The sequence below is a fragment of the Flavobacterium sp. genome, assembly GCF_030146175.1.
Taxonomy (GTDB): Bacteria; Bacteroidota; Bacteroidia; order Flavobacteriales; family Flavobacteriaceae; genus Flavobacterium.
The window spans coordinates 1-24,399 of the sequence record NZ_JASLCE010000114.1; the positions used below are offsets into that span (position 1 = coordinate 1).

Annotated in this window: 25 protein-coding genes; 15 read left to right on the forward strand and 10 right to left on the reverse strand. The window is 39.0% G+C overall.

Annotated elements, in window-relative coordinates:
- From Q1R07_RS12990 to Q1R07_RS13000, 3 genes are all read left to right on the forward strand, one after another.
- A partial coding sequence (locus tag Q1R07_RS12990; RefSeq protein WP_300491007.1) for a T9SS type A sorting domain-containing protein occupies positions 1-315 on the forward strand: 315 nt, incomplete at its 5' end.
- A 137-nt stretch (positions 316-452) separates the two neighbouring features.
- Positions 453-1,283, forward strand: coding sequence for a T9SS type A sorting domain-containing protein (locus Q1R07_RS12995; protein ID WP_300491009.1), 831 nt, complete (start codon positions 453-455; stop codon positions 1,281-1,283).
- Between the two features lie 84 nt (positions 1,284-1,367).
- Positions 1,368-2,348 carry an acyl transferase gene (locus tag Q1R07_RS13000; protein WP_300491011.1) on the forward strand — a complete coding sequence of 327 codons (981 nt, stop codon included), beginning with the start codon at positions 1,368-1,370 and terminating at the stop codon, positions 2,346-2,348.
- A 34-nt stretch (positions 2,349-2,382) separates the two neighbouring features.
- On the opposite strand, the gene tyrS is transcribed toward Q1R07_RS13000, so the two are convergent.
- Positions 2,383-3,675 carry a tyrosine--tRNA ligase gene (tyrS, locus tag Q1R07_RS13005; RefSeq protein WP_300491013.1) on the reverse strand — a complete coding sequence of 431 codons (1,293 nt, stop codon included), beginning with the start codon at positions 3,673-3,675 and terminating at the stop codon, positions 2,383-2,385.
- 368 nt (positions 3,676-4,043) lie between these two features.
- Positions 4,044-4,586, reverse strand: a complete 543-nt coding sequence (locus Q1R07_RS13010) for a DUF6252 family protein (protein ID WP_300491015.1) — start codon at positions 4,584-4,586, stop codon at positions 4,044-4,046.
- 312 nt (positions 4,587-4,898) lie between these two features.
- Here Q1R07_RS13010 and Q1R07_RS13015 point away from each other — a divergent pair, with 312 nt between their 5' ends.
- Positions 4,899-5,912 carry an NAD-dependent epimerase/dehydratase family protein gene (locus Q1R07_RS13015; protein ID WP_300491017.1) on the forward strand — a complete coding sequence of 338 codons (1,014 nt, stop codon included), beginning with the start codon at positions 4,899-4,901 and terminating at the stop codon, positions 5,910-5,912.
- Here the strand turns inward: Q1R07_RS13015 and Q1R07_RS13020 are convergent.
- Genes Q1R07_RS13020 through Q1R07_RS13030 form a run of 3 tightly spaced genes read right to left on the reverse strand, consistent with a single transcriptional unit; the run spans position 5,890 to position 8,355 of the window.
- Positions 5,890-6,267 (reverse strand): DUF4296 domain-containing protein, encoded by a 378-nt coding sequence (locus Q1R07_RS13020; RefSeq protein ID WP_300491019.1) that lies wholly within the window; start codon positions 6,265-6,267, stop codon positions 5,890-5,892. The genes Q1R07_RS13015 and Q1R07_RS13020 overlap by 23 nt on opposite strands.
- A 4-nt stretch (positions 6,268-6,271) precedes the next feature.
- Entirely contained in the window at positions 6,272-7,612 is a 1,341-nt protein-coding gene (locus Q1R07_RS13025; RefSeq protein WP_300491020.1) for a dihydroorotase, read from the reverse strand.
- Between the two features lie 20 nt (positions 7,613-7,632).
- Positions 7,633-8,355 (reverse strand): polyprenol monophosphomannose synthase, encoded by a 723-nt coding sequence (locus Q1R07_RS13030; RefSeq protein ID WP_300491021.1) that lies wholly within the window; start codon positions 8,353-8,355, stop codon positions 7,633-7,635.
- Positions 8,356-8,461: 106 nt separating this feature from the next.
- Here Q1R07_RS13030 and Q1R07_RS13035 point away from each other — a divergent pair, with 106 nt between their 5' ends.
- Both Q1R07_RS13035 and Q1R07_RS13040 read left to right on the forward strand, forming a co-directional pair.
- Complete coding sequence (locus Q1R07_RS13035; protein ID WP_300491023.1) at positions 8,462-9,127, forward strand: DUF4271 domain-containing protein; 666 nt, start codon at positions 8,462-8,464, stop codon at positions 9,125-9,127.
- Between the two features lie 20 nt (positions 9,128-9,147).
- Positions 9,148-9,906, forward strand: coding sequence for a uroporphyrinogen-III synthase (locus Q1R07_RS13040; RefSeq protein WP_136403971.1), 759 nt, complete (start codon positions 9,148-9,150; stop codon positions 9,904-9,906).
- Between the two features lie 672 nt (positions 9,907-10,578).
- On the opposite strand, the gene pckA is transcribed toward Q1R07_RS13040, so the two are convergent.
- Positions 10,579-12,192, reverse strand: a complete 1,614-nt coding sequence (gene pckA / locus Q1R07_RS13045; RefSeq protein WP_300491024.1) for a phosphoenolpyruvate carboxykinase (ATP) — start codon at positions 12,190-12,192, stop codon at positions 10,579-10,581.
- An 80-nt stretch (positions 12,193-12,272) separates the two neighbouring features.
- Complete coding sequence (locus Q1R07_RS13050; protein ID WP_300491026.1) at positions 12,273-12,659, reverse strand: DUF423 domain-containing protein; 387 nt, start codon at positions 12,657-12,659, stop codon at positions 12,273-12,275.
- 129 nt (positions 12,660-12,788) lie between these two features.
- Here Q1R07_RS13050 and Q1R07_RS13055 point away from each other — a divergent pair, with 129 nt between their 5' ends.
- Positions 12,789-14,141 carry a saccharopine dehydrogenase C-terminal domain-containing protein gene (locus Q1R07_RS13055; RefSeq protein ID WP_300491028.1) on the forward strand — a complete coding sequence of 451 codons (1,353 nt, stop codon included), beginning with the start codon at positions 12,789-12,791 and terminating at the stop codon, positions 14,139-14,141.
- A gap of 86 nt (positions 14,142-14,227) precedes the next feature.
- The gene (locus tag Q1R07_RS13060; RefSeq protein ID WP_136403967.1) at positions 14,228-14,698 is read left to right on the forward strand and encodes an Lrp/AsnC ligand binding domain-containing protein; all 471 of its coding nucleotides are present in this window, start codon (positions 14,228-14,230) and stop codon (positions 14,696-14,698) included.
- 54 nt (positions 14,699-14,752) lie between these two features.
- Here the strand turns inward: Q1R07_RS13060 and Q1R07_RS13065 are convergent, their stop codons facing one another.
- On the reverse strand, positions 14,753-15,448 hold the full coding sequence (locus Q1R07_RS13065; RefSeq protein ID WP_300491030.1) for a zinc metallopeptidase: 696 nt from the start codon (positions 15,446-15,448) through the stop codon (positions 14,753-14,755).
- Between the two features lie 98 nt (positions 15,449-15,546).
- On the reverse strand, positions 15,547-18,456 hold the full coding sequence (locus Q1R07_RS13070; protein WP_300491032.1) for a class I tRNA ligase family protein: 2,910 nt from the start codon (positions 18,454-18,456) through the stop codon (positions 15,547-15,549).
- A 185-nt stretch (positions 18,457-18,641) separates the two neighbouring features.
- On the opposite strand from Q1R07_RS13070, the gene Q1R07_RS13075 reads away from it, so the two are divergent.
- From Q1R07_RS13075 to truB, 4 genes are read left to right on the forward strand one after another with little or no spacing between them, the layout of a single operon-like run.
- Positions 18,642-19,517, forward strand: coding sequence for a permease-like cell division protein FtsX (locus Q1R07_RS13075; RefSeq protein ID WP_300491034.1), 876 nt, complete (start codon positions 18,642-18,644; stop codon positions 19,515-19,517).
- 22 nt (positions 19,518-19,539) lie between these two features.
- On the forward strand, positions 19,540-19,800 hold the full coding sequence (locus Q1R07_RS13080; protein ID WP_300491036.1) for a DUF3098 domain-containing protein: 261 nt from the start codon (positions 19,540-19,542) through the stop codon (positions 19,798-19,800).
- Positions 19,800-20,618: an undecaprenyl-diphosphate phosphatase gene (locus tag Q1R07_RS13085; protein ID WP_300491039.1), complete on the forward strand. Its 819-nt coding sequence runs from the start codon at positions 19,800-19,802 to the stop codon at positions 20,616-20,618. Before Q1R07_RS13080 ends, Q1R07_RS13085 begins: the two co-directional genes overlap by 1 nt.
- Positions 20,618-21,319: a tRNA pseudouridine(55) synthase TruB gene (gene truB / locus Q1R07_RS13090; protein ID WP_300491042.1), complete on the forward strand. Its 702-nt coding sequence runs from the start codon at positions 20,618-20,620 to the stop codon at positions 21,317-21,319. The genes Q1R07_RS13085 and truB overlap by 1 nt, the downstream gene beginning before the upstream one ends.
- Before the next feature lie 29 nt (positions 21,320-21,348).
- On the opposite strand, the gene Q1R07_RS13095 is transcribed toward truB, so the two are convergent.
- Entirely contained in the window at positions 21,349-21,951 is a 603-nt protein-coding gene (locus Q1R07_RS13095) for a thioredoxin family protein (RefSeq protein ID WP_300491045.1), read from the reverse strand.
- 111 nt (positions 21,952-22,062) lie between these two features.
- Here Q1R07_RS13095 and Q1R07_RS13100 point away from each other — a divergent pair, with 111 nt between their 5' ends.
- The 3 genes from Q1R07_RS13100 to frr all read left to right on the forward strand — a co-directional run bounded on the left by Q1R07_RS13100 (position 22,063) and on the right by frr (position 24,247).
- Complete coding sequence (locus tag Q1R07_RS13100; RefSeq protein ID WP_300491047.1) at positions 22,063-22,842, forward strand: patatin-like phospholipase family protein; 780 nt, start codon at positions 22,063-22,065, stop codon at positions 22,840-22,842.
- Between the two features lie 109 nt (positions 22,843-22,951).
- Positions 22,952-23,659, forward strand: coding sequence for a UMP kinase (pyrH, locus tag Q1R07_RS13105; RefSeq protein ID WP_300491050.1), 708 nt, complete (start codon positions 22,952-22,954; stop codon positions 23,657-23,659).
- A gap of 24 nt (positions 23,660-23,683) precedes the next feature.
- On the forward strand, positions 23,684-24,247 hold the full coding sequence (gene frr, locus Q1R07_RS13110) for a ribosome recycling factor (protein ID WP_300491053.1): 564 nt from the start codon (positions 23,684-23,686) through the stop codon (positions 24,245-24,247).
- Positions 24,248-24,399 lie beyond the last annotated feature (152 nt).

A 24,399-nucleotide genomic window follows, 5' to 3' on the forward strand; every position in this document is an offset into this window, starting at 1 on the left:
GTTGAATTAGACGAAATGAGAATCGGTACTACTTGGGCTCAGGTTACTCCTCAAGCTACAGCTAGTTTAGCTGACAACGCTATCGCTGGTTTAAAAGTATACCCTAACCCAGTTTCTGGAAACAACTTCTATATTTCATCTGATGCTTCATCTGTAAAATCAGTTGCTGTATATGATGTATTAGGAAAACAAGTAATCAACACTCAAGTTGAAAACGAAGCAGCTATCAACGTTTCTAACTTAAACGCTGGTGTTTATATCGTTAAAATTACTGAAGAAGGAAAAACGGCTACTAGAAAATTAGTTATCAAATAATTTTTCTTCACAATATATAGAAAAGCGTCAACAATGTTGACGCTTTTTTTTATGCTCTAATCTCAAAACTTAAACTACCCTTTACTTTAAGATGATCAAAAGCAAACATCAGGTTACTATCTTGCCAACAAAAAACCATGAGACAAATTTACCTGGCTTTATTTAGCATCGCATTGAGCGTAACCGCTAACGCCCAAACGAACTTAATTCCAAACGGGAATTTTGAAACCTGGACCAACAACACAACTCCAAACGGATTTTCATCCGTAAACACCGAAACTTTTTCGGCAAACAATTTTATTACACGCGAAACCAGCATCTTTAAAAGTGGTGCATCTGCTGTAAAACATCAATCACAAGACGATACACAAACGGTAAGCCCAGACAACCTGACTCCGGTTACTCCAGGAAACAACTATACTATTTCTTACTGGTTTCTGGACAACGACACCAAAGCACGTAGCCGCGCCTGGCATTCCTGGGTTAACATTTCCAATGGAAACGAATCGGAATTAACCGACCATAGAGATGTATTACACCCAACAACCTATTCCAGCAATAGCGCACAATGGGTACAGGTAAGCTTTACCCTAACTGCTCCGGCCAATGCCACGCATTTCCGCTTCCAGGCCCGTACTTACAGACAATCGGCAACCAGCGTTGGTGGTTTTATTTACTATGATGATTTTTCAATCGTAAACAACACCACAATGGGACTAACCGATCACCAGATCGACGGTTTAAAACTATACCCAAACCCTGCCGGGACTAACGACAACCTATATATTACTTCCGTTTCTGGCGCCGACAAAACAATTGAGATTTACGACATTCTTGGTAAACAGGTTCAAAATCTAAAATCCGAAAACAATAACCCGATTCAGCTTTCCAATCTGAATACCGGAGTCTATCTTTTAAAAATTACAGAAGAAGGAAAAACCGCAACTCAAAAATTGATCATCAAATAACCGCCTCCATATTCTTAACCTTATCCGGCACCAACTTTCGTTGGTGCTTTTTTATTTTGTATTTTTGCTCAAAAAGTTATACTCTTGATCACTTCTGCCGATATCTTTCAGATTGCTTCTAAAAAAGAATTTGAAAAAACCACGCTCAAAGTTTTTCGTCATCAGTTCGACAACAACAGTGTCTATCGGGATTTTTGTACCCTTTTAAAAAAGGACAAAACCAATGTCAAACAAATACAAGACATTCCGTTTTTACCGATTCAGTTTTTTAAAAGTCACGAGGTTCTAAGTAGCACCGATCCGGTTCAGACTACCTTTACCAGTAGCGGAACAACCGGAATGAGTACAAGTCGGCATCTGGTAACCGATTTGCAGTATTACGAAGAAAGTTTCCGACTAGGTTTTTCGCAATTCTACGGCAATATTGAAGATTATGTTGTTTTAGCACTTTTACCTTCCTATCTGGAACGCGAAGGCTCTTCTCTTATCTATATGGTCGAAGATCTTATACAACGCTCCAATCAACCGGATAGCGGCTTTTATCTGAACAATTACGACGAACTGATAACCAAGTTGATCAAACTCGATAACGAAGGTCAGAACGTAATCCTGATTGGCGTTACCTACGCCCTATTGGATCTGATCGAAATGCAATCGTTCGATCTAAAAAACACGATCATCATGGAAACCGGCGGAATGAAAGGTCGCCGAAAAGAGATTATCCGTGAAGAATTACACGATATTTTATGCAACGGTTTTGGTGTTTCTAAAATCCACTCCGAATATGGAATGACCGAATTGCTCTCGCAGGCGTATTCGTTAGGTGATGGCGTTTTCGAATGCCCGCCCTGGATGGATATTCTGATTCGCGATACGGAAGATGCATTGTCTTATATCGAAACCGGTAAAACCGGCGGTATTAATGTGATCGACCTGGCCAACATCAACTCCTGTTCATTTATTGCCACTCAGGATTTAGGCAAAAAATACGCAAACCATTCTTTTGAAGTACTCGGACGATTTGACAATTCCGATATACGGGGTTGCAATCTGATGGTTTTATAAAATAAAAAAAGGGAGTTTAAAACTCCCTTTCTTTTTATACGGCACGAATCACAAAATAATTCTTTTTCCCTCTTTGCAACAGCACAAATTGTCCGTTGATCAGGTCTTTACTTGTGATTTGGTAGTCTTCGGTTACTTTTTCTTTGTTCACAGCAATCGAGTTTTCTTTTAAAGCCCGACGCGCTTCGCTATTGGAAGCCAAAAATCCGGATTTACCCGATAACGCCTCAATAATACCCACTCCGGATTCGATTTCCGATTGCGGTATTTCGGCTTGTGGCACACCTTCAAAAACATCTAAAAACGTTTTGGCATCCAAATCTTTCAAGTCATCCGATGTGGAGTTTCCAAACAAAATATTCGACGCTTTGATCGCATTTTCCAAATCGGCTTTAGAATGTACCATAATGGTAATTTCTTCCGCCAGACGCTTTTGTAACGCGCGTAAATGCGGTTCGCCTCTATGTTGCTCGATCAAGCTTTCAATTTCCTCTTTTGATAAAAAGGTAAAGATTTTAATATATTTTTCTGCATCCGTATCGGACGTGTTCAACCAGTATTGGTAAAATTTATATGGCGACGTTCTTTCGGCATCCAGCCAAATGTTTCCTCCTTCGGATTTACCAAATTTGGTTCCGTCGGCTTTTGTAATTAACGGACACGTTAGCGCATACGCTTTTCCGCTCTCTTTTCGGCGCACCAATTCTGTTCCGGTGGTAATATTACCCCATTGGTCACTTCCTCCCATTTGAAGCGTACAATTTTTCGCTTTGTACAAATGTAAAAAGTCATACCCCTGAACTAACTGATACGTAAATTCGGTAAAAGACATTCCTTCAGCCGATTCCGATGAAAGCCGTTTTTTTACGGAGTCTTTAGCCATCATGTAGTTTACAGTAATGTGTTTTCCTACATCACGGATAAAATCCAAAAACGAGAATTCTTTCATCCAGTCATAGTTATTCACTAATTCTGCTGCATTTGGTGCATCTGAGGTAAAATCCAGAAAACGGGCTAACTGCGCCTTGATCGCATTCTGATTGTGTCGTAATGTGGTTTCATCCAACAGGTTTCGTTCGTTCGATTTACCCGACGGATCTCCGATCATTCCAGTCGCACCACCAACCAACGCCAAAGGCTTGTGTCCGCTTAACTGAAAATGTTTCAGCATCATTACGCCTACCAAATGTCCAATATGCAATGAATCCGCTGTTGGGTCAATTCCCACATACGCTACCCGCATCTGCTCCAACAAATGTTCTTCCGTGCCTGGCATAACGTCGTGGAGCATTCCTCTCCAAGTCACTTCTTCAATAAAATTCTTCATTTTTTTTCAATTTGCACAAAGATAGTCGAATTAAAGCATTTGAAACCCCCTGTTTTTTGACAATTTTTCAATCTAAAGAGATAAAATGGTTTTCTCCCCTCGTTTTAATCTTCCTTTATTCTCTTATACGTCCAACTCAATCTAATATTTCCGAAATAATTCTTATAATCAAACTCATCATGATCATAAATCACATACTTACTTTTACACAGACTCATACAAAGACTATAAAAAATTACAACTTTTTAGGGTTACAGTTTTTAGTTTTAACAGCACAGATCAGGAAGGATGATATGCAACAATAAAAAAGTCGGCTATATACCGACTTTAATTATTTTTTCAAGCACTACTACTATACCTTTCAAAGCTTATTCATATTTGTAATTGAATTTCCCTTCAGTTACATAAAAATCAACTGGTGCAGCTGGTTGATTAATCTCATCAACTGTTTTAAAATCAAAAGTCCCTTTTACTGTGTGCGATGTAGTATTTACCTCTGTAATTTCAATAACACCTTCTTTTGTAAACTCTCCAATGCTGTTAGTGAGATCAATCAAATTGATAAAGTGAGACGGAGGAGTAGTAAAAGTTTCTCGTCCAATTGTATATGTACCTACCACAATATCACTTCTTTTTAACCAAATATTGATTTCTTTAGCCCCAAAAACACCCCCTTGTCTTCCTTGGAGCATTACATAATCTTCCAAGGGGAAATAAGTCCAAATATTTGTACTTGAAAAGTTATTGTTCCCAAAAGGATTATTGGCTTGAAAGTTATTTCCGTTGATTTTTGCCGTCATGGCCCAAACAGGTGTGCTTGGATTTTCAGGATTGGGATCACCGTTACTATCCGAAGAGCATGAGAATAGGGTAATAAATAATGTAAGAACTGGAATGTAAATTTTCTTCATCTTTAATTTGAAAGTATTAATATTTTGCGCAAAAATAAGATTATTACCACGAAGTATCCTAAGCAGAGTTTCACAAATGCTCTGATAATATGGATTTGTAACCTACTACATCATCTAAACAAATGGCATTTACTAAAACTACCATAAAAACAAAACTATAACTTTTTACAGCTGTTGTTTTTAGCCTTAATAGCACGGATGATTATAAATTCCACACTATCGATCTCTATCCGTTACCCTGTTTTTTGACAATTTTTTATTTTAAAATATTTCTTACTTTTATCCGTGACGATAATTAGTACATTTGCAACTATGATACTTGTTACAGGCGGAACCGGATTAGTGGGAGCTTATCTTCTTCTCGAATTACTTCGAAAAGGAGAAAGCGTTCGTGCTATTTTCCGTACGGAAGCCAATATTGCGACAACCCGAAGACTTTTCGAGACACATCAACAACTGGAATCCTTTGATCGTATCGAGTGGTTACAAGCGGATATCACCGATATTCCGAGGTTGGAAAAAGCTTTCCGGGATATTGATTATGTGTATCATTGTGCCGCACTAATTTCGTTCGATCCAAAAGACGAAGAAAATCTACGAAAAACAAATATCGAAGGAACAGCGAATATCGTTAATTGCGCCATTGCCTTTAACGTAAAAAAACTGTGTTATGTGAGTTCCATTGCTGCATTAGGTGATGCACTGGAAGGTCAATCGGTTATTACCGAAGAAACCGACTGGAATCCGGAGAAACTTCATGGTGATTATGCTATTACCAAGTTTGGTGCCGAAATGGAAGTTTGGCGCGCCTCTCAGGAAGGATTAGATGTTGTGATTATAAACCCCGGAATTATTTTTGGCAGTGGATTTTGGAACAATGGTAGCGGACAGATTTTTAAACAAATCGCTTCCGGCTTCCCGTTTTATTCCAAAGGATTAACCGGTATTATCGCCGTGGAAGATGTCGTAAAAATTATGATCACACTAATGAACAGCTCCGTTTCAAGAGAACGTTTTACATTGGTAGCCGAAAATCTTTCCCTAGAAAAAATCCTATTCGCAATTGCCGACGGTATGTCTAAAAAAAGACCTTCGTTTTATGCCGGCCCATTTGCCACCGCGATTGCCTGGCGATTGGATTGGTTGTTTTCGACCGTTTTTTTCCGAAAAAGAAGTTTTACCAAAGCAACGGCCAAATCGGCACATTCCCGTGAAACATTTAGCCCAAAAAAAATAGCCCAACAACTGGACTATTCCTTTACTCCTATGGAGTCGTATCTTTCTGATTTAGCGAAACGCTATATTACTGATCATCGACAGGCTTAACTCCTGTTGTTTTTTCAATTTCTACACCGGCTACTTCTCGCTGCTCTTGCAAATTATCGATTACTTTTGAATATAACTTTTTATACCCTTCCACATCGGAAGCATAGTATTTATTGCTCGTTTCAATTACCTTGGCATTGACTTTATATTTATTAAAAATAAAATCGTTTAACTTCACATTATTGGTTGTTAGTTTCTGTGGATCATAACCGTCTATTGCCTGATAAATGGCTATATCCGTTAATATTTCCACCATCTTATCTTCCGGAATCAAATTCGCTGGTTTTTCCATTATCTTTTTATCACAGGCAACAACAACACTCAGCAAACCAATAAGTAATACGATCTTTTTCATACTTTTATCTATCAAATAACAAACGTTCGCCACAACGGATGTCTTTTACTTTTGAATTTACATAAACCAACTGTCCGTTTACCAACGTATGGGTAATTCTCGATTTAAAATTAGCTCCTTCAAACGGCGACCAGCCACATTTATATAGTATATTTTCTTTTTTAACCGTCCACGGTTGTCCGGCATTTACCAGAACCAAATCGGCATAATATCCTTCACGGATAAATCCTCTTTTTTCAATTTTAAAGATTTTTGCCGGATTATGCGCCATTTTTTCAACGATCTTTTCCAATGAAATTTTCCCCTGATGATAGGCTTCAAACATCGCCACAACAGCATGCTGTACTAATGGCCCTCCGGACGGAGCACTGGTATACGGATTTTGTTTTTCCTCAAGCGTATGAGGCGCATGGTCGGTTGCAATTACATCAATACGATCATCCAGCAACGCTTTCCATAATTCATCGCGATCTTTTGCTGTTTTTACCGCCGGATTCCATTTAATCAGATTTCCTTTTTTCTCATAATCGGCATCTGTAAACCATAAATGATGTACACATACTTCTGCTGTGATCTTTTTATCTTCCAATGGAATCTTATTGGTAAACAATTCCGTTTCCTTTGCCGTCGACACGTGGAAGATATGCAAACGCGCGCCTGTTTTTTTCGCCAGCTCAATTGCTTTTGACGACGAAATATAGCACGCTTCCTCGCTACGGATCAGGTGATGGAATTTTACCGGAATATCATCTCCGTATTCTTCTTTATATTTTTCAAGATTGGCTTTAATCGTTCCTTCGTCTTCACAATGAACGGCAATCAGCAATGGCGTACTTAAAAAGATTTTCTCTAACGTCTCTTCATTGTCCACCAACATATTTCCGGTCGATGATCCTAAAAACAATTTAATTCCCGCTACATTTCTGGGATTCGTTTTCAGAATTTCTTCCAGATTGTCGTTGGTTCCACCCATCATAAACGAATAATTCGCATACGAAGTTTCGGCAGCAATCTGATATTTTTGTTCTAATAATTCCTGAGTTACCGCATTCGGAACCGTATTGGGCTGTTCAATAAACGAGGTTATTCCTCCCGCTACCGCAGCTCTGGATTCGGATGCAATATTGCCTTTATGCGTCAATCCCGGTTCGCGAAAATGCACCTGATCATCGATCGCACCCGGAATAAGATAGTTTCCTTCTGCATCTATAATAATACAGTCGGAAGATTTCGGGCTGATGCTCGCTGCAACCTCCTTGATATATTTATCTTCAACCAGCACATCTCCTTCAAAGATAACTCCTTCATTAACAATCTTCGCATTCTTTATCAATATCTTGCTCATCGTACTTTTCTATCTATAATCTATAATCGGTTTATCATTTTTTTGAATCGCAATGTAATTACGCCAAAAATAGCTTCTTTTATAATAGCATTGCTCATTTTTGACTGTCCTTTGGTCCGATCGGTAAAAATAATAGGCACTTCTACTATTTTCATTTTTTTGACAAAGGTTCTGTATTTCATTTCGATCTGAAAGGCGTACCCTACAAATTTAATTTTATCCAGATTGATTTCTTCCAACACTTCTCGTCTGTAACAAATAAATCCTGCCGTTGCATCGTGGATTTTCATACCGGTAATCAGGTCGACATATACCGACGCGAAATAGGACAACAGTACACGGTTTAACGGCCAGTTTACCACATTAACACCGGTTACATAACGCGAGCCAATAGCCATTCCGGCACCATCGACGCAGGCTTTATACAAACGTTCAAGATCTTTGGGGTTATGGGAGAAATCGGCATCCATTTCGAAAATATACTCGTAATTCCGTGCTAATGCCCATTTAAATCCATGCACATAAGCCGTTCCGAGCCCTGACTTTTTAAGTCGGTTTTCCAAAAACAAGCGATTCGGGAACAATTCCTGAAGTTCTTTTACCTTAGCCGCAGTTCCATCCGGCGAATTGTCGTCGACAATCAGCACATCAAATGAAACGTCCAATTCGAAAACAGCTTTGATGATGCCCTCTATATTTTCGATCTCATTGTATGTAGGAATAACAACTATGCCTAAGCTCATTTTTTAACTAAATTTGCCTGCAAAAATACACTATTTCCAATGGTTGTTTCATAATAAAAGTATAATAAAAATATTCCACTTAAAAATTAGTACTTTTACAGGCATTATGATGGATCTATTATTTACCGAAAGAGTCGTTGAAAACAAAGACTGGGCAACCGTACTATTTGTACTGTGCTTTGTTTTACTGGCTATTAACAAAACCATATTTGAAGTCCGTTTTAACGAATTTATCCGACTGGGAATATCCGATAAATATATTAAGATTTACAAGGATAGCGGAAACATGCAAAGTTGGTTTACCATTTCCATGTTTCTGGTACAACTGATCTCCTTTGCATTCCTGATTCAAATCATCCTGAGTTATTACGGTTACACCACCAAAACCAACTGGATTTCCTATATTCAGATTATCACGCTTTTGGGGGTATTTATCCTTTCCAAATACCTGATCGAAAAGATCATCGCCACTTCATTTAACATTGAAGAGTTTAATGAGCAATTTAATTTACAAAAAGTTAACTATCGAACCTACATCGGATTACTCGTTCTACCCCTCAATTTAGTCCTTTTTTATAACGATTTTCCATCAAAAAACCTGATTTTAGGGATTATCATTACTATTTTAATAATAAACATATCAACTTACGCGCTAACTTTAAAGATTTATCAAAATTCCATACTAAGCAAGCTGTTCTATTTTATTTTGTATCTTTGCACTCTTGAAATAGCCCCCTATTATTTCATGTATTATTGGTTTACGAAAAGTTAGAGCATTACAATTATTTTAATATGAAAGTGAAAACAATCTTGGTTTCGCAACCAGAACCTAAAGTAGAAAATTCACCGTATTTTGAGCTGCAACAAAAGCTTAAAATCAAAGTCGACTTTAGACCATTTATTCACGTAGAGGGCGTTCCTGCTAAAGAGGTAAGACAGCAAAAAATTGATTTAAACAATTATTCAGCTATCATCCTAACCAGCAAAAACTCCGTTGATCACTTTTTCAGAGTTGCTGAGGAAATGCGTTATAAAGTTCCTGAAGACTTAAAGTATTTTTGCCAGTCAGAAGCCATCGCTTTCTATTTACAAAAATATGTCGTTTACAGAAAACGAAAAATCTATGTGGGTCAAAAAGATTTTGTCGACCTATCGCCGTTGGTTAAAAAATATAAAGATGAAAAATTCCTACTTCCTTCATCGGATCAACTAAACGCCGACATACCGCAAACGTTAAACAATTTAAAAGTTGACTGGACGCCAGGAACATTCTACAGAACTGTTATGAGTGACCTTTCCGACTTAAAGGATGTTTATTATGACGTATTGGCTTTCTTTAGTCCAACCGGAATTAAATCTTTATTTAAAAACTTCCCGGATTTCCAACAAAACAACACGCGTATTGCTGTTTTCGGAAGTACCACGCAAAAAGAAGCTATCGAACATGGTTTACGCGTAGACATCATGGCCCCAACACCAGAGACACCATCGATGACTATGGCCTTAGAAAAATACATCACTAAAGCCAACAAAGAATCCAAAGACAAATAATTCGAAATAAAAAAAGCTTCCTTAAAGGAAGCTTTTTTCTTTTAAACTCTCAAAAAAACAAAATCGAATATATAAAGGATAGATCCGACTATTCTATTATAACCCCATCATTTTAAGAAATCAGCAAATGGATTACTTTTATGATGTGATTCTTTTTTCTTATCACCAATATCAGCAAAACTGATTATCGGCTACTGGAAACAATATCATACAAAAACCGAAATTCTTAAATCCGCAATCAAGGAAAAATCTTATTCCTTTTGCTTAACTACGCTAACTACAGCGTCATTATTTTTCAGTTCGTGTTCTGGTAATTGTACTAATTCCACTTTTTAAATTCTGACTTTCAATTTCAACAGAACTGGATTTCAACAACATAGCCCCGCCTACTGCTTACTCTCCAGCAACTGTTAAAATTAAAAATACTTTTACTTAAACAACCACTTAAAAATACTGCGGAATTGAAAATAAAAATTACGGTTTTTTTACATTTTTATTACGGATTACACAAATTGTTAACATAACACATTAACAACCTAAAATTAATGTTTTTGACACCAGCTAACATCCTAAAACCACAGTCAAATACGGTCAATTAAAACTCAAATTTACCCATAACAAAAAAGCTACCTCTTTCGAGATAGCTTTTCTATATTCTATATGTAGGATGAATTATAGTTGCGGACCAGCCTTAACTAAATTCTGACCTTCTTCATTATCAGTATACTGTACAAAGTTTTTAATAAACAATCCGGCAAGATCCGTAGCTTTTGCTGTCCATTCCGATGCATCTGCATAGGTATTTCTAGGATCAAGAATCTCCGTGTTAACCTCTGCCAATGCTGTAGGAACTTCCAGATTGAAGATTGGAACGATAGCCGTTTCCGCCTTCTCGATCGATCCGTCAAGGATTCTGTCGATAATCGCACGGGTATCTTTAATAGAAATACGTTTTCCGGTTCCATTCCATCCTGTATTTACCATATAAGCCGTTGCATTGTGCTCTTCCATTTTCTTAACCAGTTCTTCTCCGTATTTCGTTGGATGCAAACATAAGAATGCTTTTCCAAAACAAGCTGAGAAAGTTGGCTCCGGTTGTGTTACACCACGCTCCGTTCCAGCCAATTTTGCCGTAAATCCAGACAAGAAGAAGTATTTGGTTTGTTCCGGCGTTAATTTGGATACCGGTGGCATTACTCCAAATGCATCAGCCGTAAGGAAGATTACTTTCGAAGCATGTCCGGCTTTAGATACCGGTTTTACAATATTATCAATATGATAGATTGGATATGAAACACGTGTATTTTGTGTTACAGAACCATCTTTAAAGTCAATTTTACCATCAGCATCTACCGTAACATTTTCTAACAATGCATCTTTGCGGATTGCATTAAAAATATCCGGTTCATTTTCTCTGCTTAGGTCGATTGTTTTCGCATAACAACCTCCTTCAAAGTTAAACACTCCTTCGTTATCCCATCCGTGCTCATCGTCTCCGATTAATTCACGTTTCGGATCCGTCGACAACGTAGTTTTTCCTGTTCCGGATAATCCGAAGAATACCGCTACATCACCTTCTTTTCCTTTGTTAGCAGAACAGTGCATTGAAGCAATTCCCTGTAACGGAAGGTAGTAGTTCATCATCGAGAACAAACCTTTTTTCATTTCGCCACCATACCAAGTACCACCAATTAACTGGATTTTTTCGGTAAGGTTAAAAGCGATATATACTTCCGAGTTTAATCCGTGTGCCGCATAATCTTTGAAGGTAGCTTTAGAACCATTCATTACTACGAAATCCGGTTCTCCAAAGTTTTCAAGTTCCGCTTCCGTTGGACGGATAAACATATTTTTTACAAAATGTGCCTGCCATGCCACTTCCATGATAAAACGCACTTTTAATCGTGTGTTTTCATTCGCGCCACAAAAAGCATCTACAACATATAATTTCTTTCCGGAAAGCTGGCTTACTGTAGTCTCCTTTAAAGCATTCCAGGTATCCTGAGAAATTGGTTTGTTATCGTTAACCGCTTTTTCTGATGTCCACCAAATGGTATCTTTTGTAATATCGTCTTTAACAATGTATTTATCTTTAGGAGATCTTCCCGTAAATACACCCGTCATAACGTTAACGGCACCAAGTTCTGTCAACTGCCCCTTCTCGAATCCTTCCAGCTCCGTATTTAATTCTTCATTATATAGGTGATCGTAAGACGGATTATAAATAATCTCAACCGTATCCTTGATCCCGTATTTTTCTAATGAAATTATATTCGTAACATTCATAACTTAAAAATGTGTTGTTTTGTTATTTAAGAACGCAAAAGTAAAAATTTAATTTTAGAATATTTTTTTTTTAATAAATATTATGCTTTTTTCCTGATTACCTGTACAAAAAGGAGCAACCAGGCCAGGATCATCAAAAGCCCGCCAATTGGGGTTATCGGTCCTAAAAATTTAAAATCTATCCCGGTTGCCGTACTCGTCGCCAGCAAATAAATAGATCCCGAAAAAAACAACACTCCGATAACCGTAAGGTAACAAATGGTCTTTTTGGCCCTTTCGGTTGTCAATGTTGTCATTCCCACAAATAATAGGAATAAGGCGTGGTACATCTGGTACTTCACACCCGTTTCGAAAGTGGCCAATTGTGTTTCATCCAGCACTTTTTTTAGTCCGTGTGCTCCAAAAGCTCCTAATATTATAGCGACAGCTCCCATTATAGCAGCCGCTGCAATTGTTTTTCTATCCATCGTGTATTTATTTCCTATCAAAGGTAGCATTATTTTAAAAAGTTAAATAATGACATTAATCATCTTTTATATTTTTAAAGAAAATAACAAATTCTTATTTTCGTAGACTTTTTAAAACAAACAACCAGCATGAGACATATTTTAATTATCGGAGCCGGTCGCTCGGCTTCGTCGCTCATAAAATATTTACTGGATAAATCGGAGCAGGAAAATTTACACCTTACCATCGGCGATTTATCTTTAGAATTAGCACAAAAGAAAACCAACAACCATCCCAGAGCCACTGCTATTGCATTCGACATCCACAACGAAGCACAACGCAAAGCGGAAATTCAGAAAGCCGATATCGTAATTTCTATGCTTCCGGCTTTTTTACATATTGAAGTAGCCAAAGACTGTATTACCTATAAAAAACATATGGTTACCGCATCTTATATTTCGGATGCGATGCAGGAACTAAACGAAGCCGCGATTGCCAATAATCTTGTTTTTATGAACGAAATCGGATTAGATCCAGGAATCGATCATATGAGCGCGATGAAAGTACTGGATGAAATCCGCGAAAAAAACGGAAATGTAATTCTTTTCGAATCGTTTTGCGGCGGATTGGTAGCTCCGGAATCGGACACCAACCTATGGAATTATAAATTCACCTGGAATCCGCGTAACGTAGTTTTGGCCGGACAGGGTGGCGCTGCGAAGTTTATTCAGGAAGGCACCTATAAATATATCCCGTACCACAAACTTTTTAGAAGAACCGAATTTTTGGAAGTGGAAGGTTACGGTCGCTTTGAAGGCTATGCCAACCGCGATTCTTTAAAATACAGAAGCGTTTACGGATTGGACAATGCTTTGACGGTTTTCCGTGGAACGATCCGACGCGTAGGATATTCCAGAGCCTGGGATATGTTTGTACAGTTGGGAATGACCGACGATTCGTATGCGATCGATAATTCTGAAACAATGAATTACCGTGAGTTTGTGAATTTGTTTTTACCGTATCACCCTACGGATTCCGTGGAAATCAAATTGCGTCATATTTTAAAAATCGATCAGGATGATGTGGTTTGGGACAAATTACTGGAATTGGATTTGTTTAATGCCAACAAAATCATCGGACTGAAAAATGCTTCTCCGGCTCAGATTCTTGAAAAAATCTTAACCGATAGCTGGACTTTGGAACCGGACGACAAAGATATGATCGTGATGTACCACAAATTTGGCTATGAAGTAAACGGCGAAAAGAAACAAATTGACGCTACAATGGTATGTATTGGCGACGATCAGACCTATACTTCCATGGCAAAAACCGTTGGATTACCGGTTGCCATGGCTACGTTACAAATCCTAAACGGAAATATTACAACGCCGGGTGTACAGCTTCCGCTAAACAAAGAGGTTTACCTTCCGATTTTAAAAGAACTGGAAGAATACGGTGTTATTTTTAAAGAAAAAGACGTTCCGTACAAAGGATACAAATAATAGCAAAAGCCTGATTTTCGAAAATCAGGCTTTTTTTATTTCAATTTCTATTTCATTTTGTAACTTTAGCTGTAAATTTATTTCAAATGAAGCTTAATTCCTTACAAGTTGAAATGGACGGTATCGATAAGGAGATCTTGCGCTACCTGATGGAAGATGCCCGAAAACCGATATTACAAATTGCCAGTAAGATTGGAATTTCCGGTGCGGCCATTCACCAACGATTGCGAAAACTGGAACAGGCTGGTGTAATAACCGGTTCCCGTTTTACCGTAAGTCACAAGATATTAGGATACAGCACAATGGCCTTTGTGGGTATTTATCTGGACAAAGCATCCCGAAATCCGGAAGCCGTTCGGGAATTAAAAAAGATACCGGAAGTATTGGAATGTCATTATACTACCGGAAACTGGAGTATTTTGATCAAATTGATTTGTCATGATAACGAACACCTGATGCAATTGCTCAACAAAAAAATCCAGGCTATTGAAGGCGTTTCCCGAACGGAAACGTTTATCTCCCTGGATCAGCAAATCGAACGTCAAATACAGTTATAAAACAAAAAATCCGGAGCAAAAGCACCGGATTTTTTTATCGTATTAAATCGTTTTTTAGTCTCTTCTCCCAAAAACCTGGAAAGCCCAGTATAATAAGGATGCCAATGCACCGATAGCCGCTACCACATAGGTTCTGGCCGCCCATTTTAAGGCATCTTCGGCTCCGGCATACTCCTGCTGACTTAACATGTTTTTGTTTTTCAACCAGGCTAACGCTCTGTTACTAGCATCGTATTCCACCGGTAACGTGATAAAGCTAAATGCCGTTGCAACACCCATTAAGATCAATCCCAAAATAGCGATGTAAAATCCGAATCCTACTTTGGCCGCCGCGCCCAGAATTAAACCACCAATGATTAACCATTGCGACATTCCGGAAGCTACGTTAACAATCGGCACCATTTTAGAACGCATTTGCAACATACTATAGGCCGTGGCGTGTTGTACCGCGTGTCCACATTCGTGAGCCGCTACTGCTGCCGCTGCCGCATTACGTTGGTTGTATACGGCTTCACTCAGGTTTACCGTTTTATCAACCGGATTATAATGGTCGGTTAAACGTCCCGGAGTTGAAATAACTTTTACGTCGTAAATTCCGTTGTCTGCCAGCATTTTTTCGGCTATTTCCGCTCCGGACATCCCGTTGCGCAAATGTATTTTCGAGTATTCTTCGAATTTACTCTTTAGCCTGTTACTAACAATCCAGCTTACTAAAGCTATCGCTCCTAATAAAACATAATATCCTAACATGTTCTCTCTCTTTTTAGTTTTCTAATATACCAAAAAGAATAGCAAACTGTGCGCCAATTAGCGTTCCGTTAACAAAATATGCTATTTTGTCAGGTGAATTATCCTACTAAATTGATAATCTTGCCCGGTACAATCACCACTTTTTTCGGTGCGTTCCCGTTTAGCTGTGCAATCGTACGTTCGTCTTCCAAAATGATTTTTTCGATTTCGGCTGCTGTCAGATCCATTGGCAATTCGATTTTAAATCGCATTTTACCATTAAAAGACACCGGATATTCTTTACTGCTTTCCACTAAGTGTTTCGCATCGAATTCCGGGAAGGACACCTGCGAAATCGAACCCTCATTTCCTAATGCCTGCCATAATTCTTCTGCGATATGCGGTGCATAAGGTGAAATCAGAATGGCTAACGGCTCTAAAATAGCGCGTTCGTTACATTTAGCCGCAGACAATTCGTTTACTGCGATCATAAATCCGGATACAGATGTATTAAACGAGAAGTTCTCGATATCTTCCTGCACCTTTTTAATCGTTTTATGTAGGGTTTTTAAGGCTTCTTTGCCCGGTTCGTTATCGGTTACAATCAGTCCGTTATCGTCAAAATACAAACGCCATAATTTTTTCAAAAATCCGGAAACTCCGGTAATACCGGCCGTATTCCACGGTTTTGCCTGTTCCAATGGACCTAAGAACATTTCGTACAAGCGCAGCGTATCGGCTCCGTATTGTTCACAAATATCATCCGGATTAACCACATTGTATTTCGATTTGGACATTTTTTCCACTTCGCGACCTACAATATATTTACCGTTTTCGTTTGTAATAAACTGCGAATTTTTATAATCCTGATATAACGCGTGGTTTTTAAACGCATCGATATCCAATTCATCCGAAGCATTTACCAGATTCACATCGGCATGGATTTTTAATACCGGTACAAAATCCGCTTCCTGTTCCGTGATTACATATTTATTTTGAGCGCTATCGAATGCTACATAAACACCCGGTTGTCCGTCTTTTTCAACAATAAAATTCTTGGACGCGAACAATACGTCTGTTCCAATCGTAAAACGATATACAAACGCACTGGTTCCCAAAATCATCCCTTGATTGATCAATTTTTTAAACGGCTCTTCCGTTGGTGCAAATCCTTTGTCTTTTAAGAATTTATTCCAAAAACGGGAATACAACAAGTGACCGGTTGCATGTTCGCTTCCTCCGATATACAAGTCGACATTTTCCCAATATTTCAAGGCATCTTCCGAAGCAAAAGCTTCACTATTGTGCGCATCCATATAACGCATCCAATACCACGAGCTTCCCGCCCAACCTGGCATGGTGTTTAATTCCAATGGAAATACCGTTACATGATCAATCAAATCATTGCTCACCACTTTATGGTTGGCAGTGTCCCAGGCCCAAACCGTTGCGTTTCCTAATGGCGGTTGCCCGTCTTCGGTTGGCAGGTATTTTTCCACTTCCGGTAATACGATCGGCAAATGCTCCGTTTCGATCATTTGCGGCAAATCATTTACATAATATACCGGGAATGGTTCGCCCCAATAACGTTGTCTGGAGAATACCGCATCGCGCAAACGATAGTTGGTTTTACCTTTTCCTTGTCCCAATTGCTCCAAAGCTTCAATCGCTTTTTGGGTTGCTTTTTTATAATTTAGACCATTCAGAAAATCTGAATCGGCTATAATGGTATTTTCTTTGTCTGAATAGGCTTCTTCCGAAATATCCACGCCTTCGAAGATATTCTTAATTGGAATATTAAAGTGGTTTGCAAACGCATAATCCCGTTCGTCACCACATGGTACCGCCATTACCGCTCCGGTTCCGTAACCTGCCAATACATAATCGCCAATCCAAACCGGGATCGGTTCTTTGGTAAACGGATGTTCGGCATAGGCTCCGGTAAATACGCCCGAAATGGTTTTAACATCGGCCATACGATCTCTTTCACTACGTTTTGCCGTAGCTTCGATATACGCATCCACCGCTTGTTTTTGTTCCGGTGTTGTGATTTTAGCGACCAATTCGTGTTCCGGTGCTAACGTCATAAACGTAACACCGAAGATCGTATCAGGACGCGTGGTAAAAACATCTACTTTTTCGTCGTGTCCTTTTAAGTTAAACGTCACCGCAGCTCCAACCGATTTCCCGATCCAGTTCCGCTGACTTTCCTTAATACTTTCGCTCCAGTCGATGGTTTCCAATCCTTGTAGCAAACGCTCGGCATAAGCCGAAATACGCATACTCCACTGGGTCATCTTTTTACGGATCACCGGGTGACCACCACGTTCGGATACACCGTTTATAATTTCATCATTCGCCAATACCGTTCCCAACGCCGGACACCAGTTTACTTCGGTTTCCGCCAAATACGTCAAGCGGTATTGCAACAAGATTTTTTCTTTTTCTTCTTTCGTAAAAGCATTCCATTGTGCCGCTGTAAACGGTACGATGGCATCATCGCATACCGCATTTACCGTTGCATTTCCTTCTTTTTCAAAAATAGCGGTTAGCGTACTGATATCTTCGGCTTTGTCGCTGTCGTTGTTATACCAGGAATTGAATAATTGAATAAAAATCCATTGCGTCCATTTGTAATAGTCCGGATTGGAAGTACGCACTTCGCGGCTCCAGTCGAATGAAAATCCGATTTTATCCAATTGCTCGCGGTAACGGGCGATGTTTTCTTTGGTTGTTTTTTCAGGATGCTGCCCGGTTTGAATGGCATATTGCTCGGCCGGCAATCCGAAGCTGTCATATCCCTGCGGATGTAACACATTGAATCCTTTGTGGCGTTTGTAGCGCGCATAAATATCAGACGCGATATAGCCCAGCGGATGTCCAACATGCAGTCCCGCTCCCGATGGATACGGAAACATGTCTAACACAAAATACTTTGGCTTCGCGGAATCGTTCGCTGCTTTAAAGGTCTGGTTTTCGGACCAGTACTTTTGCCATTTGGCTTCAATTTGATTTGGATTGTACTTCATTGCTCTGAATTGCTATAATTACCGGATAATCTTCCTGTTTTAGTATTCCTTTTTTGAATCCCGAATATAGGGTATCATTTTCGGGCAGGCAAATTTACATTATATTATAAGAAAGTTAAAACTTTGAGCGTTATAAACCTTAAAAACAATTTTCTTTCTTATTTTTACGGCTTAAATCAGATTCTATGGCTACATCTTTTGAAAAGTATCAAAAACGCAGACTTATTTCTTCCTATTTTTCGGTTATTTTAAGTATTTTCCTAGTGTTATTCCTGTTGGGAGCATTGGGGCTTTTTGTTATCAATTCTGAAAAGATTTCCAACGATTTTAAAGAAAATATCCCAATGTCGGTTTATTTTAACGATCAGGCAAACGACAGTATTTTAAAAGCGTTCGGCACCCAGCTAACCGCTTCAAATTATGTAAAAGACCAGTCCTTTGTTTCCAAAGACGACGCAGCTAAAAAACACAAAGATATTATTGGTGAGGATTTTATGGAGTTTTTGGGCTTTAACCCGCTTCAGAATTCATATGACATCCACCTAAAAGGAAATTATGTGGTTTCCGACAGTATTAAGGAAATCGAAAGCAATATCCGTAAAAACCCGATGGTTACCGAGGTAATCTACGACAAACAATTAGTGGATCTGGTAAATGAAAACGTAAAGAAAATTACGTTTTGGATTTTAATCGTTAGTGGCGTACTGGCTTTTGTAGCTATGTTACTGATCAACAGTTCACTTCGCCTTTCGATTCATTCGAACCGTTTTATTATTAAAACCATGCAGATGGTTGGCGCGACAAAATCGTTTATCCGCAAGCCGTTTATCTGGAGAAGTATCAAACTGGGATTAATCGGTTCCGGATTGGCAATTATTGCTTTAATCGGGCTGGTTTATTATGTTGACGGAATGTTCCCAAGCCTTGGTATCGCAACCGATTACCTGTCGACTGGAATTGTTTTGGCCGGCGTACTAATAGTAGGAATTATCATTACCTGGATCAGTACGTTTTTTGCAACACAACGCTTTTTAAATTTAAGAACCGACGATTTATATTAAAAATCATCAATTCAATACCATAATGGAAAACGAAAACAAGCACAAACACGACTTTCTTTTTGAAAGCAGCAACTATAAAATCCTTTTTATCGGACTGGCCGTAATCGCCCTAGGCTTTATACTAATGTCCGGTGGTGGCAGTAACGATCCGAATGTATTCAGTACCGATATTTTTGATTTCAGACGTATCAAACTGGCGCCAACCGTTGTACTAATCGGTTTTGGAATTACCATTTATGCCATTTTAAAAAACCCAAAAAAGGACAATAGCCTGAACGATTAATGGATTTATTACAAGCACTTATCATTGCCATAGTCGAAGGACTAACCGAATATTTACCGATTTCTTCTACCGCACATATGGGCTTTACGGCCGCTTTAATGGGTATGGAAGAATCGGAATTTCTAAAAATGTTTCAGGTTTCCATTCAGTTTGGCGCTATTCTTTCGATTGTAGTGTTATACTGGAAAAAGTTTTTCGATTTCACCAATCTTACTTTTTACTTTAAACTGGCGTTTGCCGTAATCCCAGCCTTGGTTTTGGGATACTTTTTCGACGATAAAATTGAAGCCGTTTTAGGAAATCAGATTGCCATATCGTCTGTTTTGGTTATCGGCGGAGTGGTTTTATTATTTGCCGACAAATGGTTTAAAAACCCAACGGTATTAGACGAAAAAGATATTACAATCAAGAATGGTATTGCGATAGGCTTTTGGCAATGTCTGGCGATGATGCCCGGAACTTCGCGTTCGGCTGCTTCGATAATCGGAGGAATGGCACAGGGTTTAAGCCGAAAAGCTGCCGCTGAGTTTTCGTTCTTTCTGGCCGTTCCAACCATGTTGGCCGTGACGGTTTATTCCATTTTTGTAAAAACATGGGGAAAAGGAACCGCCACCGAAATGAAAGGTTATGAAATGATTTTACAAGATCAGGATCACATTACTTTTTTTATCATCGGAAATGTTGTGGCTTTTATCGTCGCTTTGGTTGCTGTAAAAACGTTTATTAATGTGCTTACCAAATACGGTTTTAAATTTTGGGGTTGGTACCGGATTGTAGTTGGAATTGGTTTGTTACTCTATTTTTATTCCGCTAAATAATGGATCCCTTAACCGCAGAACAGTATCAGGAAGGCCAGGTTCTTCTAATTGATAAACCGTTACAATGGTCGTCTTTTCAGGCCGTAAACAAAATTAAATGGTCGTTAAAAAAACACCTGGGTTTAAAAAAAATCAAGGTTGGCCATGCCGGAACGCTCGATCCGTTGGCCACGGGATTACTAATCGTATGTACCGGTAAATTCACCAAACGCATTCCGGAATTACAAGGAATGATCAAAGAATACACCGGAACCTTCCATATTGGTGCCACAACGCCGTCATACGATCTGGAAACCGAAATCGACGCTACATTCCCAACCGATCATATTACAGAAGAATTACTTTATAAAACCATTCCTCAATTTTTAGGTGAAATCGACCAAAAACCACCGGTCTTTTCTGCCATAAAAAAGGATGGAAAACGGTTGTACGAACACGCTCGTAAAGGTGAAGAAGTTGAAATCGCCGCCCGAAAAACGGTTATCCATGAGTTTGAAATTACCCGTATTGCGCTTCCCGAAGTGGATTTCCGGGTGGTTTGCAGCAAAGGAACCTATATCCGTTCACTGGCGTATGATTATGGAATCGCGTTACAATCCGGAGCGCACTTAACTGCATTACGACGCACTAAAATCGGAGATTATTCCGTTGAAGGCGCTATGATAGTCACCGATTTCGAAGATTCGGTTACACCAAAATAAAAAAGGTACTCAATTGAGTACCTTTTTCGTTATTGTAATCCTTGCATCAGGTCAAGCAGTTCTTTTTGGGTCGACAACCCTTTGTCTTTTAAATACCATTTTTGTAAATCGGTTTTCGCTGTTTCGTCGATTACACCGTGTTGTGCTTTATAATCCAGTATCAACTGTTTCGCTCCGTGCGGACGTGGTCCCCAATCGGCTTTTACCTCCTTTGTTTCCGCATCCAGAACGATTAGTTTCGGAATTGCCTTTCCTCCGTTGGTCAGGAATTTTTGCATCAATTCCTCATTTTCATCCCGGAATACCAATTTCATTTCAATATTGGGTGCCTGCAATTCCATTTTATGCAATACCGGTACAATCTGAGCCGCATCACCGCACCAACCTTCCGTAAGCACCAACCAAATGTATTTTTTTTCGATGTTTTTCAATCCTTCACCAATAACATTCGGAACCGGTATTGTTTTCTCCAAACGGTTCATTCGGACTTCATTTAATTCACTATAATGCAATAAATCATCCGATTGTTCCGCTCCGGTCGATTTTCCTTCTTTTAGCAATTTCGTCACCAAGTCTCTATATTCCTGATACGAATGACTTCTTTTCAGACTTTCTTCAATATACATTTCCATTTCACTTTGTTTAGTATGCGGTGCAAAGTTAGCGCAAATGCCCGCATTAAAAAGTAACAAAAGTAACAATCCAATGGACAAAAAGTGTAACTTTATCTTTTTACAATAAAGATGGATTTACAAACGAAGTCAATCGGACTGATCCTTTCCGGTGGCGGAACCAAAGGACTGGCGCATGCCGGAGCGATAAAATTTTTAGAAGAAAAAAACATACGGCCAATCCATATTGCCGGAACCAGTGCCGGTTCGATTATCGGAACCTTATATGCCTGGGGGAAATCACCCGAAGAGATTTTGGAATTTTTTAAGTCGATTTATTTTTTCCACTGGAAACACTTTACGTTAAAAAAAGCCGGGTTGATCGATTCGGAATCCTTTAAAAAGTATTTCAGTTCCATTTTTGAAGACGCTACTTTAGGCGATCTGAAAATACAAACCCATATTACGGCTACCGATATGGTAAAAGGGAAACTAAAAATTTTTAGCCCCGACACCAAGATTGTCGATGCCATTCTTGCTTCCTCCTCTTTCCCGGGCGTAATGTCACCCTATGAAATTAAAGGCAATATTTATAGTGACGGTGGTATTTTAAATCATTTCCCAACCGATGTACTGCAGGGTCGCTGCGATACGCTGATTGGTGTCTATGTGAGTCCGATTCAGAAAATCGAAGCCAAAGACCTCTCCTCTATAAAAGCGGTGACTACCCGTGCTTTCGATCTGCTTTCAGCCAATTCGAATATGCAGAAATTTAACAACTGTGACTGGGTAATCGAACCGGAAGAATTATCCATTTTTAGCACTTTCGAAACCAACAAAATCCGGATGGAAGCGATTTTTAATATCGGATATGAGGCCGCAAAGAAATCGTATCTCGAATTGAAATTATAAACCCAATCCTTATTCTTTGGGCGCTCCCGGCTTGTTTAAGAAATATTTACGGACTTCGTTTTAAAAAAACAGATAATAACTATATTTGCACCACTAAACAAAACTTGCAATGAAATACAAAAGAATTCTTTTGAAACTAAGTGGTGAAGCTTTAATGGGAGAACGCCAATATGGTATTGATCCGAAAAGGTTAGCCGAATATGCTGCTGAAATCAAACAAATCCATGACAAAGGTGTTGAAATCGCTGTTGTTATCGGAGGTGGAAATATTTTCAGAGGTGTAGCCGGAGCCAGTAACGGAATGGATAGAGTTCAGGGGGATTATATGGGAATGCTGGCGACCGTTATCAACGGAATGGCGCTACAAGGCGCTTTGGAAGAAGCCGGAATGCAAACCCGTTTACAAACTGCTTTGAAAATTGAGGCTATTGCCGAACCGTATATCAAAAGAAGAGCGGTACGTCATCTTGAAAAAGGACGAATCGTAATCTTCGGTGCCGGAACCGGTAACCCGTATTTTACAACCGATACCGCAGCTGTTTTAAGAGGTGTGGAAATTAATGCCGATGTAATCCTGAAAGGTACCCGCGTAGACGGTGTATATACTGCCGATCCGGAAAAAGATGCCAATGCCGTGAAATTCGATTATATTTCTTTTGACGATGTATTGAAAAAAGGATTGAATGTAATGGACACTACCGCTTTCACGTTAAGTCAGGAAAACGAATTGCCAATTATTGTTTTCGACATGAACAAAGAAGGTAATTTATTAAAAGTTTGTGAAGGAGAAACTGTTGGAACAACAGTAAATATTTAATTTTGAATTATAAAAATTAGTATCATGACCGAAGAAATTAATTTTATTTTAGATAGTACAAAAGAATCCATGAACGGTTCTATGGATCACCTTGAAAAAGCATTTCTGAACATCCGTGCCGGAAAAGCAACACCTCAGATGTTAGGTGGTGTTTTTGTAGATTATTACGGATCTCAGACGCCACTTTCGCAGGTTGCCAATGTAAATACACCGGATGCGCGTACGATTACCGTTACGCCATGGGAGAAAAACATGTTACAGCCTATCGAAAAAGCGATTATGATTGCCAATCTTGGTTTTAATCCGATGAATAATGGTGACAATATCATCATCAGCGTTCCTGCACTAACCGAAGAGCGTCGTCGCGACCTGGTAAAACAAGCAAAAGCAGAAGCGGAAGATGCCAAAATCAGTATCCGAAATTCCCGTAAAGAAGCGAATACCGATATCAAAAAATTAGAAAAAGACGGAACGTCCGAGGATATCTGTAAAAGTGCCGAAGAAGACGTTCAGAAATTAACGGACATTTACATTAAAAAGATTGACGAGGCTTTGGTTGCAAAAGAAGCCGAAATCATGAAAGTATAAGTAAAAGATCCGCTCAACAGCGGATTTTTTATTAGAACGGATTTGCAAACCTATTTTCATTTTAAATTAAAATAAGAAGCTATCTTTTTGACAGGCTTTTTATTACCTTTGCGGGCATTGCAAATTTTTTTTTCACTTAAAATCAATATAAA

Coding starts and splice junctions, on each gene's coding strand:
- Q1R07_RS12995 (WP_300491009.1), top strand. CDS start 453: ATGAGACAAATTTACCTGGCTTTATTTAGCATCGCATTGAGCGTAACC.
- tyrS (WP_300491013.1), bottom strand. CDS start 3,675: ATGAAGAATTTTATTGAAGAAGTGACTTGGAGAGGAATGCTCCACGAC.
- Q1R07_RS13010 (WP_300491015.1), bottom strand. CDS start 4,586: ATGAAGAAAATTTACATTCCAGTTCTTACATTATTTATTACCCTATTC.
- Q1R07_RS13015 (WP_300491017.1), top strand. CDS start 4,899: ATGATACTTGTTACAGGCGGAACCGGATTAGTGGGAGCTTATCTTCTT.
- Q1R07_RS13020 (WP_300491019.1), bottom strand. CDS start 6,267: ATGAAAAAGATCGTATTACTTATTGGTTTGCTGAGTGTTGTTGTTGCC.
- Q1R07_RS13025 (WP_300491020.1), bottom strand. CDS start 7,612: ATGAGCAAGATATTGATAAAGAATGCGAAGATTGTTAATGAAGGAGTT.
- Q1R07_RS13030 (WP_300491021.1), bottom strand. CDS start 8,355: ATGAGCTTAGGCATAGTTGTTATTCCTACATACAATGAGATCGAAAAT.
- Q1R07_RS13035 (WP_300491023.1), top strand. CDS start 8,462: ATGATGGATCTATTATTTACCGAAAGAGTCGTTGAAAACAAAGACTGG.
- Q1R07_RS13040 (WP_136403971.1), top strand. CDS start 9,148: ATGAAAGTGAAAACAATCTTGGTTTCGCAACCAGAACCTAAAGTAGAA.
- pckA (WP_300491024.1), bottom strand. CDS start 12,192: ATGAATGTTACGAATATAATTTCATTAGAAAAATACGGGATCAAGGAT.
- Q1R07_RS13050 (WP_300491026.1), bottom strand. CDS start 12,659: ATGGATAGAAAAACAATTGCAGCGGCTGCTATAATGGGAGCTGTCGCT.
- Q1R07_RS13055 (WP_300491028.1), top strand. CDS start 12,789: ATGAGACATATTTTAATTATCGGAGCCGGTCGCTCGGCTTCGTCGCTC.
- Q1R07_RS13060 (WP_136403967.1), top strand. CDS start 14,228: ATGAAGCTTAATTCCTTACAAGTTGAAATGGACGGTATCGATAAGGAG.
- Q1R07_RS13065 (WP_300491030.1), bottom strand. CDS start 15,448: ATGTTAGGATATTATGTTTTATTAGGAGCGATAGCTTTAGTAAGCTGG.
- Q1R07_RS13070 (WP_300491032.1), bottom strand. CDS start 18,456: ATGAAGTACAATCCAAATCAAATTGAAGCCAAATGGCAAAAGTACTGG.
- Q1R07_RS13075 (WP_300491034.1), top strand. CDS start 18,642: ATGGCTACATCTTTTGAAAAGTATCAAAAACGCAGACTTATTTCTTCC.
- Q1R07_RS13080 (WP_300491036.1), top strand. CDS start 19,540: ATGGAAAACGAAAACAAGCACAAACACGACTTTCTTTTTGAAAGCAGC.
- Q1R07_RS13085 (WP_300491039.1), top strand. CDS start 19,800: ATGGATTTATTACAAGCACTTATCATTGCCATAGTCGAAGGACTAACC.
- truB (WP_300491042.1), top strand. CDS start 20,618: ATGGATCCCTTAACCGCAGAACAGTATCAGGAAGGCCAGGTTCTTCTA.
- Q1R07_RS13095 (WP_300491045.1), bottom strand. CDS start 21,951: ATGGAAATGTATATTGAAGAAAGTCTGAAAAGAAGTCATTCGTATCAG.
- Q1R07_RS13100 (WP_300491047.1), top strand. CDS start 22,063: ATGGATTTACAAACGAAGTCAATCGGACTGATCCTTTCCGGTGGCGGA.
- pyrH (WP_300491050.1), top strand. CDS start 22,952: ATGAAATACAAAAGAATTCTTTTGAAACTAAGTGGTGAAGCTTTAATG.
- frr (WP_300491053.1), top strand. CDS start 23,684: ATGACCGAAGAAATTAATTTTATTTTAGATAGTACAAAAGAATCCATG.